Origin of the sequence: Winslowiella sp. 2C04, assembly GCF_050037805.1 — a bacterium.
GTDB classification, from domain to species: Bacteria; Pseudomonadota; Gammaproteobacteria; order Enterobacterales; family Enterobacteriaceae; genus Erwinia; species Erwinia toletana_A.
The window spans coordinates 4452327-4466094 of sequence record NZ_CP188300.1; the positions used below are offsets into that span (position 1 = coordinate 4452327).

13 protein-coding genes are annotated in these 13768 nt (G+C 54.3%); 3 read left to right on the forward strand and 10 right to left on the reverse strand.

The genetic code is table 11. From position 1 onward, the window contains the following. Positions 1 to 308: 308 nt before the first annotated feature. Together ACP3TC_RS20270 and ACP3TC_RS20275 are read left to right on the forward strand one after the other, a co-directional pair. A complete protein-coding gene (locus ACP3TC_RS20270) occupies positions 309 to 1880 on the forward strand; it encodes an AbgT family transporter (RefSeq protein ID WP_426817125.1) in 1572 nt (523 codons plus the stop codon). Between the two features lie 240 nt (positions 1881 to 2120). Next, complete coding sequence (locus ACP3TC_RS20275) at positions 2121 to 2615, forward strand: GNAT family N-acetyltransferase (protein WP_313855086.1); 495 nt, start codon at positions 2121 to 2123, stop codon at positions 2613 to 2615. Between the two features lie 36 nt (positions 2616 to 2651). On the opposite strand, the gene ggt is transcribed toward ACP3TC_RS20275, so the two are convergent. Beyond that, positions 2652 to 4400: a gamma-glutamyltransferase gene (gene ggt / locus ACP3TC_RS20280; RefSeq protein ID WP_313855085.1), complete on the reverse strand. Its 1749-nt coding sequence runs from the start codon at positions 4398 to 4400 to the stop codon at positions 2652 to 2654. A gap of 223 nt (positions 4401 to 4623) precedes the next feature. Here ggt and ACP3TC_RS20285 point away from each other — a divergent pair, with 223 nt between their 5' ends. Beyond that, the gene (locus ACP3TC_RS20285; RefSeq protein ID WP_313855084.1) at positions 4624 to 4914 is read left to right on the forward strand and encodes a DUF2756 domain-containing protein; all 291 of its coding nucleotides are present in this window, start codon (positions 4624 to 4626) and stop codon (positions 4912 to 4914) included. On the opposite strand, the gene ugpQ is transcribed toward ACP3TC_RS20285, so the two are convergent. The 9 genes from ugpQ to livH all read right to left on the reverse strand — a co-directional run bounded on the left by ugpQ (position 4911) and on the right by livH (position 13744). Further along, positions 4911 to 5654 (reverse strand): glycerophosphodiester phosphodiesterase, encoded by a 744-nt coding sequence (gene ugpQ, locus ACP3TC_RS20290; RefSeq protein WP_313855083.1) that lies wholly within the window; start codon positions 5652 to 5654, stop codon positions 4911 to 4913. The two genes, ACP3TC_RS20285 and ugpQ, sit on opposite strands and share 4 nt — an antisense overlap. Next, positions 5651 to 6724, reverse strand: a complete 1074-nt coding sequence (locus ACP3TC_RS20295; protein WP_313855082.1) for a sn-glycerol-3-phosphate import ATP-binding protein UgpC — start codon at positions 6722 to 6724, stop codon at positions 5651 to 5653. The genes ugpQ and ACP3TC_RS20295 overlap by 4 nt, the downstream gene beginning before the upstream one ends. 3 nt (positions 6725 to 6727) lie before the next feature. Further along, on the reverse strand, positions 6728 to 7573 hold the full coding sequence (ugpE, locus tag ACP3TC_RS20300; protein WP_313855081.1) for a sn-glycerol-3-phosphate ABC transporter permease UgpE: 846 nt from the start codon (positions 7571 to 7573) through the stop codon (positions 6728 to 6730). Then, positions 7570 to 8457: a sn-glycerol-3-phosphate ABC transporter permease UgpA gene (gene ugpA / locus ACP3TC_RS20305; RefSeq protein WP_313855079.1), complete on the reverse strand. Its 888-nt coding sequence runs from the start codon at positions 8455 to 8457 to the stop codon at positions 7570 to 7572. The genes ugpE and ugpA overlap by 4 nt, the downstream gene beginning before the upstream one ends. 55 nt (positions 8458 to 8512) lie before the next feature. Further along, a complete protein-coding gene (gene ugpB / locus ACP3TC_RS20310; protein ID WP_426817126.1) occupies positions 8513 to 9832 on the reverse strand; it encodes a sn-glycerol-3-phosphate ABC transporter substrate-binding protein UgpB in 1320 nt (439 codons plus the stop codon). A 235-nt stretch (positions 9833 to 10067) separates the two neighbouring features. Next, positions 10068 to 10781, reverse strand: a complete 714-nt coding sequence (gene livF, locus ACP3TC_RS20315) for a high-affinity branched-chain amino acid ABC transporter ATP-binding protein LivF (RefSeq protein WP_313855077.1) — start codon at positions 10779 to 10781, stop codon at positions 10068 to 10070. Between the two features lies 1 nt (position 10782). After that, on the reverse strand, positions 10783 to 11550 hold the full coding sequence (livG, locus tag ACP3TC_RS20320) for a high-affinity branched-chain amino acid ABC transporter ATP-binding protein LivG (RefSeq protein ID WP_313855076.1): 768 nt from the start codon (positions 11548 to 11550) through the stop codon (positions 10783 to 10785). After that, on the reverse strand, positions 11547 to 12821 hold the full coding sequence (locus ACP3TC_RS20325) for a high-affinity branched-chain amino acid ABC transporter permease LivM (protein ID WP_313855075.1): 1275 nt from the start codon (positions 12819 to 12821) through the stop codon (positions 11547 to 11549). The genes livG and ACP3TC_RS20325 overlap by 4 nt, the downstream gene beginning before the upstream one ends. Further along, positions 12818 to 13744 (reverse strand): high-affinity branched-chain amino acid ABC transporter permease LivH, encoded by a 927-nt coding sequence (gene livH / locus ACP3TC_RS20330; RefSeq protein WP_313855074.1) that lies wholly within the window; start codon positions 13742 to 13744, stop codon positions 12818 to 12820. Before livH ends, ACP3TC_RS20325 begins: the two co-directional genes overlap by 4 nt. Positions 13745 to 13768 lie beyond the last annotated feature (24 nt).

A 13768-nucleotide genomic window follows, 5' to 3' on the forward strand; every position in this document is an offset into this window, starting at 1 on the left:
TAAACGGACGATGGCGTTAATAATATCTGAAAATTGCCCAATGAGTTTTTCTAATCCATCTCACACTATTTGAAACTCAACGCTGACTAAAACAGGCTAGACCCGCAGTGAAATTCCGCACCGAACGCGCAATAAATACTGCAAAATCATATACTAACGTATCTACTGATAGCTAATAATTGCAAATTAATTCGGTTTTCCCTTGGTATCTGCTCGGCTTTGCTGCCTTGGTAACTTTTTTTACCCACGTAAGATGGCCTGACATTGGAACGCAACTGCCGGATTAGCAGCAATTTCAGGGACAGAATATGACCGACAATACAACACTAAAGCCTATCAGTCCGATTACCCGCTTTCTGAATACCGTTGAGTGGCTGGGAAACTTGCTGCCGCATCCCATCACGCTGTTTGCCATACTCTGCCTGTTTATCATCGTCGCTTCAGGCATTGCGGCCGGCTTTAACCTCAGCGTTATCGATCCCCGCCCGGAAGGCGTCAGTGGTCGCGCCGCTGATGGCGTCATTCAGGTGGTCAACCTGTTCAGCGCTGAAGGTTTACAGCGCATTATCAGCAACCTGGTCAGCAATTTTACCAGTTTTGCGCCACTTGGCACGGTGCTGGTTGCCATGTTGGGGGTGGGAATTGCCGAGCACTCCGGGCTATTGTCGGCCGCGATGCGCGCGCTGGTGTTCAGCGCACCTAAAAAGCTGATTACTTTTACCCTGGTGTTCGCCGGTATTATTTCCAACAGCGCCTCTGAACTGGGTTATGTGGTGTTAATTCCGCTGGCGGCGATGCTGTTCCACTCTTTAGGCCGTCATCCGCTGGCCGGGCTGGCTGCCGCCTTCGCGGGCGTTTCCGGTGGCTACAGCGCCAATCTGCTGCTCGGCACCGTTGATCCTCTGCTGTCAGGCATAACGCAAAACGCCGCGCAGATTATTGACCCGAGCTATACCGTTGGGCCAGAAGTGAACTGGTACTTTATGGCTATCAGTACCTTTATTATTGCGCTGCTTGGCACCTGGATAACCAACTACATTGTCGAGCCAAAACTGGGTAAATATCGCGAAAGCGAGGGCGATGCGCCACAGGGCGATATGGGCAAAGTAACGCCGCAGGAGAAACGGGCGCTGAAAGGCGCGGGGCTTACCTTTCTGCTACTGAGCCTGCTGGTGTCGCTGACGCTAATTCCGGGTTACGGCATCCTGTTGAATCCGAAGACCGATGGTTTAGCCGGTTCGCCTTTCCTGCATGGCATCGTGGTGTTTATTATGCTGTTTTTCGCTATTCCGGGTTATGTCTATGGCCGGATGCTTGGCACCATGCGTAGCGATCGCGACGTTATTAACGCGATGTCGAAAAGTATCAGTATGCTGAGTATGTATATCGTGCTGGTGTTCTTCGCCGCCCAGTTTGTCTCGCTGTTTAGCTGGAGTAACTTTGGTACGGTGATTGCGGTTAAAGGTGCCAGCCTGCTGTCAGCGATTGATCTCAGCGCCCCGCTGCTGTTTTTCAGCTTTATTATAATTTGCGGCTTTATCAATCTGATGATTGGCTCGTCATCGGCACAGTGGGCGGTCACTGCCCCGATTTTCGTGCCGATGCTGATGCTGGTGGGCTACGCACCTGAAGTTATCCAGGCGGCTTATCGCATCGGTGATTCGGTGACGAATTTAATTACGCCGATGATGAGCTATTTTGGTTTGATTATGGCGGTGGCGGCGCGTTATCAACGCAATCTTGGTATCGGTACGCTGGTGGCGATGATGCTGCCTTACTCCGTGGTATTTTTGCTCGGCTGGAGCTTACTGTTTGTGATTTGGGTGTTTGGTTTTGGTTTACCGGTAGGGCCAGGGGCTGCGACTTACTACACCATGTAATGCCGGAATAGCGGCCAAAAAAAAAGCCAGCACCCGAGCTGGCTAAGAAACACTGAAGCAATGTGAGCAATGTCGTGCCTTCACAGTAGATCCAGGGTGGACTTCCTGAGAACGCACGACAATAATAATCATTATCATTCGCATCTGTAAAGATCTTTCTGCGATTAATTTTCAATTGACCTTTTGCTTAAAGTCCCTGATCTTCAAGAGGAATAATCCACCAGCAAAAGGAGCAGCACGATGAGTCAGATATCGATTCGCCATGTGAGCATTGATGATGCACACGCCCTTCAGCAGCTTTACAGCCAGCCAGATACGCAGGCGAATACGCTACAGGTGCCGTTTCCATCACTAAAGCACTGGCAGGATCGTCTGACGGATCTGCGCCCAGGCGTGCATTCGCTGGTTGCCTGTATTGAAGGCCAGGTGGTAGGGCAAATTACGTTAGAAATTAATTCCTCACCCCGCCGCCGTCACACCGCCACCTTTGGGATGGGGGTTGACGTCAATCATCGTGGTAAAGGCGTGGCGCAGGCGCTGCTGGCGGCGATTATCGATCTCTGTGACAACTGGCTGGCAATCGAGCGCATTGAACTGACGGTATTTACCGATAATGCAGCGGCTATCGCGGTCTATCGCAAATTCGGCTTTGAAGTGGAAGGCACCGGGCGTCAGTACGGTTTGCGTAACGGCGAGAAAATTGACGCGTTTTATATGGCGCGTATGCGTGATTAAACCTGAACGGGCGGCGTGCCAGCCGCCCGATTTGCCTTAATAACCGGCGGTTGAATCATTAACCGTACGTGGATCGGATGCACCGTACAGCATGCCATCCGGCCCAATCATAATGCTCTGGGTACTGCCCATCGCTGGCTGCACCTTCACATGCTGCCCTTTGCTTTCCAACAGTCGCAGGGTATCCGGGCTGAAGCCTTTTTCGACACGCAGCTGATCCGGCAACCACTGATGATGGAAGCGCGGCACGTTGGTGGCTTCTGCGACGTTCATTCCAAAATCGATGCTGTTGACCACCATTTGCAGCACGGTGGTAATAATCCGACTGCCGCCCGGACTGCCGGTGACTAACCAGGTTTTGCCATCTTTAGCCACAATAGTCGGCGACATAGAAGAGAGCGGACGCTTATAAGGCTGGACTGCATTAGCCTCGCCACCGACCAGGCCGTAGACATTCGGTGTACCCGGCTTGGCTGAAAAGTCATCCATTTGGTTATTCAGCAAAATACCGCTGTCACCTGCGACAATACCGCTACCGAAATTGGTGTTTAAGGTATAGGTCACCGCCACCGCGTTGCCGTCTTTATCCACTACCGAGAAGTGGGTGGTCTGATTACTCTCGTAAGGTGCCAGTTTGCCGGGCTTAATTTCCGACGACGGTCGCGCTTTCGCCACGTCAATTTTCTCTGCCAGCGTTTTGGCATAGGCTTTACTGGTCAGTGCCTGCCACGGCACTTTGACAAACTCCGGATCGCCGAGGTATTCCGAGCGGTCGGCATAGGCATATTTTTCAGCTTCAGCCATCACCTGAATGGCATCAGCGCTGCCGAAACCCATTTTCGCCAAATCAAAGTTTTCGAGAATATTCAGAATCTGCACGATATGAATCCCACCGGAAGACGGCGGTGGCATCGAAAAGACTTCATAGCCACGATAAGTGCCGCTAATCGGCTGACGTTCAACCGCACGATAAGCTGCCAGATCGGCCTTGCTAATCAGGCCACCGTGCTGAGCCATTTCACCGGCAATGTCGTCAGCAATCGCGCCTTTATAAAAAGCGTCCGGCCCCTCTTTAGCAATCAGCGCCAGGCTACGCGCCAGATTACGCTGCACCAGCCGCTCCCCCTTCTGATAAGGCGTACCGTCGGCCTTAAAGAAGATCGCTTTGCTGTTAGGGTGGTTAACCAGCACTTCGCTGCCGTAGGTTTTCAGGTCGTCCGCCAGTGAATCGTTGACGACAAAGCCGTTACGCGCCAGCTCAATAGCCGGTTGCAGTAAGCGACTCAGTGGCAAGGTGCCGTATTGCTGTGCGGCCAGAGCAAAACCAGCTACCGTGCCCGGCGTGCCGGAAGCGAGGTGTGAAGTGAGTGATAATTTGCTGTCGGCATTGCCCTGCGCATCAAGGAACATATCGCGGCTGGCTTTTACCGGTGCCATTTCACGGAAATCAATCGAGGTGGTGCGGCCCGAAGCGGTGCGCAGCAGCATAAAACCGCCGCCGCCGATATTACCGGCCTGCGGATGCGTGACCGCCAGCGCAAAACCGACCGCGACCGCTGCGTCGACCGCATTGCCGCCCTGCTTCAGAATATCGACGCCAACCTGGGTGGCTATCGCATCAACTGAGGACACCATCCCGTGGCGTTCTTTTACCGGATGAAAGGTGTCTGCATCAACACCGTAAGAGACCGGAGGAGCGGGCTGCGCCGCACCAGCACCCTGCCAGAAACAAAAACATACCATCAGCGACCAGGAAACGCGTCGCATATTGCCGGGTTTGATCATCCTGCCACACCTTTTTATGATTGTTTACATTGGTTTTACATCTGGTAAGTGAATACCAGATAAGCAAAAACACCAATGCAAAGTCAAATTCGGATCACTCCTGAATTCAGAATCTGCGGGGTGCGTTAGACTTGTAACAGGCGACAACAGGTTTTGGCGGATTTCTGCCTGACCGGCAAGGCACACAGCATCCGTCGCCAGCCTGAAAGAGGAAGGATAAAAGATGAAAAAATGGTTAATAATTTTTGCCGCGCTGGTACCGCTGAGCGGAATGGCAAACATGTTGAATAACAACAGCAACAATAACAATCCTGCCCAGCCGGGTTATAACCCGAGTCAACAGCGGATGCAGCAGCAGATGCAAAGCCAGCAACAGCAGCAACAGCAGAAGCTGAGACTGGATCAACAGCGTCAGACTCAGGATACCCAGCGTAAAATGCAGGAGCAGCGCAACAGTGCCCAGCAGCGTGTGATTCAGTCGCAGCCGGGCAATAATACTAAGCAGACGCCTTAAACGAAGTGCGGCCCGATGGTGTCGATGCGATCGGTACAGATGGCATCGACACCCCAGCTCAGCAGCTCGCGTGCGCGTTGCGGCTGATTCACGGTATACACCAGAATACGCAATCCGGCGGCTTTCAGCGCCGCAGTGCGCTCCGGGTTAAGTAATTTATAATTCAGATGAATCGAGGTGCAGGCCAGTGCGGTAGTCATCTGCTGCCAGTTCTCCTCCCAGTCATCCAGCAATAAACCGCGTGGCAGCTCAGGGGCCGCCTGCATCGCTGCTTCCAGCGCCTGATACGAGAATGACGACAGCAATGGCGCGGTTTGCCCTTGCCACAGTTCGCGTGCCGCCAGCGCCACGGCCTGACCGGTTTCGCGTTCGGTGCCGCGCGTCGGTTTGATCTCGATATTCGCCATCATGCCATGCTGCTGACAGCGCTGCGCCACTTCACTCAGCAGCGGCAGCGCTTCATGCTGAAACTGGCTGCTGAACCAGCTGCCGGCATCCAGCTGCTGTAACTTTTCCCACGGCAGCTCGCCAGCAACGCCCCAACCGTTACTGGTGCGGTCCAGCGTGTCGTCATGCAGCAGGAAAATCTGCCGATCGCCCGACAGTTTGGCATCAAATTCAATCATGGTATGGCCATATTTCGCACCGACATCAATCGCTGCCAGGGTATTTTCCGGTGCCAGCTTGCCGCCGCCACGATGGGCAACGATCGTCGGATAAGGCCATGCTGTAGTTATCATTCCAGACGCATTCCCGTAGTCGAATCGAAAAAGTGTAGCGCGTTAGCCGGCAGATGCAGCCACAGGGTCTCTCCCATCGCCGGTCGTTCAGTATGTGACAACCGTACGACGACATTGTTGCCGCCCCATTTACCGTGCGCCAGGTTGTCGGCTCCCAGCATCTCCAGCGTCTCAACCACCAGTGGAATTCCACCATCTTCTGGCGTCGACAGCTGAATATGCTCCGGGCGCACGCCCAGCGTCAAGGATCGGTTAGCCCATTTAGGTCGGCTACTGGTCAGCGGCAAAGCAAAACCCGGCGACAGTTCAAAACGCGTGCCTTCTCTACTGATGGCGCCTTCCAGCAGGTTCATTGATGGCGCACCAATAAAGCTGGCGACAAAACGCGTGGCCGGCCGCTCATAGACTTCAACCGGGGTGCCAAGCTGCTCAAGCACGCCCTTATTCATCACCATCACCCGCTGCGCCAGCGTCATCGCTTCCACCTGATCGTGCGTGACATATAAACTGGTGGTATTCAGGCGACGGTGCAGCTGTTGCAATTCGAGGCGCATCTGCACGCGCAGCCGTGCATCGAGGTTAGACAGCGGTTCATCAAACAAGAACACTGCCGGTTCGCGTACAATCGCACGCCCCATTGCCACACGCTGGCGCTGGCCGCCGGAAAGTTCACGCGGGCGACGTTGCAACAGCGCATCCAGTTCGAGGCTGCGCGCCGCTTCCAGTACCCGCAGGCGAATCTGCTCTTTGCCCATCCCACGAATTTTCAGGCCCCAGGCAATATTCTCTTCCACCGTCATATGCGGATAAAGCGCGTAGTTCTGAAATACCATCGCAATGCCGCGATCTTTCGGCTCCAAATCGGTGACGCGCTGGGTATCAATATAAATATCGCCGGAGCTTACGCGCTCCAGCCCGGCAACCATGCGCAGTAACGTCGATTTACCGCAGCCGGATGGCCCGACCATCACCATAAATTCGCCGTCGTTTACCGTGACATCCAGCGGTTTGATCACCGCATTTTTGCCATCGTAAGATTTGGTCACCGCCTGAAGTTTTACGCCTGCCATCTGCTATTTCTCACTCTCAACCAGACCACGCACAAAGGCGCGCTGCATTACCATTACCACCACCACCGGTGGAATTAACGTCATTAACATTGCTGCCATTACCAGATTCCACTGCGTCGATCCGTCCCCACTGGAAATCATGGTTCTGATGCCGGCTACCGCCGTGCCCATGCTGCTGTCACTGGTGATCAGAATCGGCCAGAGATACTGATTCCAGCCGTAAATAAAGGTGATGACAAACAGCGCCGCAAGATTGGTTTTCGACAGCGGCAGCACAATGTCCCAGAAGAAGCGCATCGGGCTGGCACCATCAATTCGCGCTGCCTCAATCAGTTCGTCCGGTAACGACATAAAGAACTGGCGGAACAGGAAGGTCGCCGTGGCGGAAGCCATCAGCGGTAACGTCAGGCCGGTGTAACTGTCCAGCAGATGCAGATTAGCGATCACTTCCACCGTCGGGAAAATGCGCACTTCAACCGGCAGCATCAGAGTGATAAAAATCAGCCAGAAACAGAGATTACGCAGCGGAAAGCGAAACCACACCAACGCAAAGGCTGAGAGCATCGAGACGCTGATTTTTCCGACGGTAATCCCCAGCGCCATAATGGTGCTGTTCAGCAACAGGATGCCGATGGGCGCACTGTTACTGCTGACGCCGTCCTGCCAGATCGTGCGGATGTTTTCCCATAAATGGGTGCCGGGAATCAGCGTCATCGGCACCTGATAAACCTGCACGTTATCCAGCGTGGCGGTGACAAACGCCACATACAGCGGAAACAGAATGGTCAGAATGCCGAAAACCAGCATGATATGGCTGAAAATCGTCAGCCCGCGTCGATTTTCAATCATTGGTAGCGCACCTTACGTTCAACATAGCGGAACTGAATCACCGTCAGGCAAATCACTAACAGCATCAGCACTACGGACTGAGCGGCCGAGGAAGAGAGGTCAAGCCCGGCAAAACCTTCGCGATAAATTTTATAGATCAGGGTAGTGGTCGACTGCATCGGCCCACCGCCGGTCGCGGCATCAATGATCGGGAAAGTATCAAAGAAGGCGTAAACCAGATTGACCACCAGCAGGAAGAAACTCACCGGGGCGATCAGCGGCAACGACAGGTAAAAGAAGCGGCGCACCGGGCCAGCACCATCAATCGCCGCCGCTTCAATCAGCGAGCGCGGAATCGATTGTAGCGCGGCGAAGAAGAACAGAAAGTTATAGCTAATCTGCTGCCAGACCGAGGCCAGCACCACCAGGAACATCGCCTGGCCGCTGTTCTGCGCATGGTTCCAGTTGTAACCCAGCAGGCCGAGAAAGTGGGTTATCAGCCCAAGACCAGGGTTAAACAGAAACATCCACAGTACGGCGGCAATCGCGGGGGCCACCGCATATGGCAGCAGCATTAGCGTCTGGTAGAAGCCCTTCATTCGCAGCACATAATCCACCAGCGCAGCGAAAAATAGCGATATCAGCAGGCCAAAACCGGTCACCAGCCCGCTGAAAATCAGCGTGGTCCAGAACGAGGCCAGATAATATTCATCGTCAAACAGTCGGCTAAAGTTTTCCAGCCCGACAAACTGGCTGGACATGCCGAACGGATCGACGTTTTGCACCGAATACCACAGCGCTTCTCCGGCAGGCCAGATAAAGAAGATGGCGGTGATCAGCAGCTGTGGCAGTACCAACAGATAGGGTAGCCAGTTGGTGCGAAAACCGGGGCGAACTGAGGACATAGTTTAGCTCGGGGATCAGAAAGGATTTCGGGCGGCGAGGACGCCGCCCCTAAGGTTATTTGGTCTGCTGCTCAAAGCGACGCAGCAACAGGTTGCCACGCTGAACGGCGGTATCCAGTGCTGCCTGCGGCGTTTTTTTACCGGTCCAGACGCCTTCCAGCTCTTCATCAACAATGGTACGAATCTGCGGCATATTGCCCAGACGCATCCCTTTGGTGAACGGCAACGGTGGCTTATTCAGCATCTGGCGCGTGGCGATATCTGCCCCTGGGTTTTTATCGTAGAAGCCCTGCTTACGCGTCAGCTCATAGGCTGCGGTGGTAATTGGCAGATAGCCGGTTTTCTGATGCCATTCCGCAGCAATTTCCGGCTGGGCGAGGAACTGCATAAATTCCGCGACGCCTTTGTAAGTGTCCGCATCTTTGCCGTTCATTACCCACAGGCTGGCTCCGCCAATAATGGCGTTCTGTGGTGCGTCAGGGACTGTCGCATCGTAAGGCATCATGCCGACGCCATAGTTAAATTTGGCGTAGTGGCGAATATCGGCCAGTGAACCGGAAGAGGCGGTAGTAGTCGCACAGTCACCGTTATAGAACTTCTCGGTCGACTCATCCTTGCGGCCAAAGTAGGTGAAGGTTCCCTTCTTATTCATATCCTCCAGTAGCTGGATATGGCGCACCTGCACCGGCTTGTTAAATTCCAGCACCGCATCGGTGCCGCTAAAGCCGTTGTTCTGTGTCGCGACCGGCAGTGCGTGCCAGGCGCTGAAGTTTTCGATCTGAATCCAGCCCTGCCAGCCGCTGGCATAACCACATTTCATCCCTGCTTCACGCAGTTTGGCGCTGTAAGCGGCCAGATCCTGCCAGGTTTTCGGTGGCTGCTCCGGGTCCAGCCCGGCTTTCTTAAAGGCGTCTTTGTTGTAATACAGCACCGGGGTAGAGCTGTTAAACGGCTGGGAAAGCAGTTTGCCGCTTTTAGCATCGGTATAGTAACCGGCTACCGTTGGCACAAACTGTGACTCATCGAAACTGATGCCTGCATCTTTAAACACTTCGTTCACTGGCTTGATGGCTTTTGACGACATCATGGTGGCCGTGCCGACTTCATACACCTGCAAAATAGCCGGTGCGCGGCCAGTGCGTACCGCAGCAATGCCGGCGGCAAGACTCTGTTCGTAGTTGCCTTTGTAAACCGGAACAATTTTATAATCAGGGTGCGCCTGGTTGAAGCGCTGAGCCAGTGAATCAACCTCTTTCCCTAACTCGCCTTCCATGGAGTGCCAGAATGGGATTTCGGTTGCGGCCAGCGCGTTGCCGGTGAAAGCGAAACCCAGCACGATGCTCAGTGCGGTACGACGAAATGTGAAGGATGGCATATCAGTTTCCCATAACATGATTGTTACGCGCGATTTCACGCATCTTATGTTCGGGAAGTAACATGACATGGAAAAATGACAGTGAGATAACCGTGTTGTGACGGAAATGTGACGGGAGAGTGACGGAATAACCAGAAAAAATAGCCTGTAATTTCTGAACGGGAGCCATTTTCGACTCCCGTTCAGAGGGGATGCAATGTGCTAATCCGTGGCGCTGGGGATGAGAACGCCGCGGTTATCCGCCGAGATAGGCGCTGCGTACCGCTTCGTTAGCCAATAGCGCTTCGCCACTGTCTTCCAGTACCACATGGCCGTTTTCCAGCACGTAGCCACGGTCGGCCAGCTTCAGCGCCTGATTGGCGTTTTGTTCGACCAGGAAGATGGTCATCCCTTCCCTACGCAGCTGCTCAATGGTATCGAAAATCTGCTGAATGATAATCGGCGCCAGACCCAGCGACGGCTCATCCAGCAGCAGTAAACGCGGCTGGCTCATCAACGCACGGCCTATCGCCAGCATCTGCTGTTCGCCACCGGACATAGTGCCTGCCCGCTGCACACGGCGCTCGAGTAAGCGTGGAAACAGTTCGTAAACCCGTTGAATGCGCTGCTGATATTGCTGCCGCTCAGCAAAAAATCCGCCCATCGCCAGATTCTCATCCACCGTCATACGGGAAAACACCCGACGGCCTTCCGGCACAATCGCAATGGCTTCACGCATAATGCGCGCGGTTTGCCAGTCGGTAATGGTTTTACCGTCAAAGGTGATCGAACCCTGCGTGGCGCGCGGTTCGCCGCACAGCGTGCCAAGCAGCGTAGTCTTGCCCGCGCCATTGGCACCGATCAGGGTAACAATTTCCCCCTGATTAATATGCAGACTGACCCCGTGCAGCGCCTGAATTTTGCCGTAATGCGCACTGACGTTATCAAGTGTTAAGATCGGGTTCGCCATTTTACGCCTCACCTAAATATGCGCGGATAACATCCGGGTTATTGCGGATCTCTTCCGGTTTGCCATTCGCCAGCGGCGTTCCCTGATTCACTACGTAAATACGGTCGGAAATTCCCATCACCAGCTTCATATCGTGTTCAATTAACAGAATCGAGACCTGATGCTGACCACGCAGTTCGGCAATCAGCTCATCCAGCTCATGAGTTTCACGCGGATTCAGCCCCGCCGCCGGTTCATCCAGCATCAGGATCTCAGGGCGTGTCACCATGCAGCGGGCAATTTCCAGCCGACGCTGCTGGCCGTAAGCCAGATTCCCCGCCTGGCGGTTCGCCATTTCCAGTAATCCCACTCGTTCCAGCCAGTTGGCGGCGCGATCCAGCGCTTCACTTTCGCTGTGACGAAAGGCCGGTGTTTTCAGCAAGCCGGCAAAGACGCCGCTTTTCAGGTGCTGATGCTGAGCCACCAGCAGATTCTCAATCACCGTCATTTCACGGAACAAGCGAACGTGCTGGAAAGTCCGCACGATGCCCATGCGGGCAATTTTCTGCCCCGGCAATCCTTCAAGATGCTGATCGCGCAGCTTGATGGTGCCGCCGGTCGGACGATAAAAACCGGTCAGGCAGTTAAACACCGTGGTTTTACCGGCACCGTTCGGGCCAATCAGCGAAACAATCTCTTGCGGGTGCAGCTCAAGCTTTACATTGTTGACCGCCAGCAGGCCGCCAAAGCGCATCATCAGGCCATCTACTGCTAACAAAGGCTGGCTCATGCCTGCTCTCCTTTCCCGTCACGCTTTAACTTCAACTGCGGGCGCTGCATCGGCAACAATCCTTGCGGACGCCAGATCATCATCAGCACCATTAAGCCACCCAGCACTAACATGCTGTATTCATTCAGATCACGCATCAACTCGCGTGAAACGACCAGCAGAATTGCCGCAAGGATCACCGCAAACTGCGAACCCATACCGCCCAATACCACAATCGCCAGCACAAACGCCGACTCGGCAAAGGTAAAGGATTCCGGGCTGACAAACCCCTGGCGCGCGGCAAACAGCGTACCGGCAAAACCGGCAAAGGCCGCACTGATAGTGAAAGCGGTCAGCTTGATACGACGCGGGCTTAAGCCCAGCGAGCGGCAGGCAATTTCATCTTCACGCAGCGCTTCCCATGCGCGACCCAGCGGCATACGCAGTAAGCGATTAATAATAAACAGCGTCAGCACTACCAGCAGTATTGCCACCAGATAGAGGAAAATAATGCGGTCGCTCGGATCGTATTTCAGACCAAAGAAATTATGGAAAGTATCCCAGCCACCGTCACGCACGCTGCGGTTAAACTCAAGGCCAAAGAAGGTCGGTTTCGGAATCTGACTGATGCCATTCGGCCCACCGGTGATTTCGGTGTTATTCAGCAGCAGAATACGCACGATTTCGCCGAAGCCGAGGGTGACAATCGCCAGGTAGTCGCCGCGCAAACGCAAGACCGGAAAGCCCAGCAGCAGGCCAAACATCGCCGAAACCAGCCCCGCCAGCGGCAGGCATTGCCAGAAACCCAGACCATAGTATTGATTCAGCAACGCAAACGTATAGGCGCCAATCGCGTAGAAACCGCCGTAGCCAAGCACCAGCAGGCCGGACAAACCCACCACCACGTTTAGACCGAGACCCAGCATTACGTAGATTAGCGTCAGGGTAGCGATATCCACCGTGCCGCGTGAAACGACAAACGGCCAGACTACCGCCGCGATTATCAGCGCCACCACCAGCAGTTTCTGCCGGGTCGTGGAGCCATCAAAGCTCGGTAACACAAACGACGGGCCGGAGATCTTTTTCAGCCCGCTCTGGAACATCGGCCGCAATAACTGGAAGAAAAATACCACCGCACAGCCGACGGCGATCCAGTTCCAGCGCACGCTACCGGCGTTATTCACCACCAGCTGCGTGCCGTCGAGGTTCAGACGCATCCCCATAAAGAAAGAGGCCAGAATCAGCAGCATTAACGCCGACACGATGGCGTTAATCAGATTAAGCTGTTTCATACTTTTTCTACCTCCGGACGCCCAAGGATTCCGGTAGGCATTACCAGCAATACCACGATCAGTAGCGCGAAGGAGACCACATCTTTATATTCCGTGCTGAGATAAGCGGAGGTCAGCGCTTCAGCAATGCCCAGGATCAGGCCGCCGATCATCGCACCAGGAATGCTGCCGATGCCGCCAAGAACCGCGGCGGTAAAGGCTTTCATCCCGGCCATAAAACCGATGTAAGGGTTAATCACGCCGTAGAACTGACCCAGCAATACGCCAGCCACCGCCGCCATCGCCGCACCAATAACAAAGGTCAGCGAGATAACACGGTCGGTATTAATGCCCAGCAGGCTGGCCATTTTCAGATCTTCAGCACAGGCACGGCAGGCGCGCCCCATGCGGGAATAGCGGATAAACAGCGTCAGCGCCAGCATCGCGAGGAATGTCACCGACCAGATAACGATCTGCATGGTGGAGATGGTCGCGGCAAAACCATTGCTTTCACCCAGCGTCCACTGCCCGGTTACCAGGCTCGGCAGCGCGAGATCACGCGAGCCTTGCGTCAGGCTGACGTAGTTTTGCAGGAAGATCGACATCCCGATGGCGGAGATCAGCGCGATCAAACGCTTGGAGGATCGCACCGGGCGGTAGGCCACACGTTCGATACTCCAGCCGTAGGCGCTGGCAATCACAATCGCCATGATGAAGCCACCGGCAATCAGCATCCAGCCAACGTCAATGCCCATCATCATCAGGGCAGCAATCACGATAAAAGAGACATAACTACCGATCATATACACTTCGCCGTGGGCAAAGTTGATCATGCCAATAATGCCGTACACCATGGTGTAACCAATGGCGATCAGCGCATAGGTGCTGCCCAACGTCACGCCGTTGAACATTTGCTGCAGAAAATAGAGAAACTGCTCGGACATACCTTATTACCTTACTCATCCGCC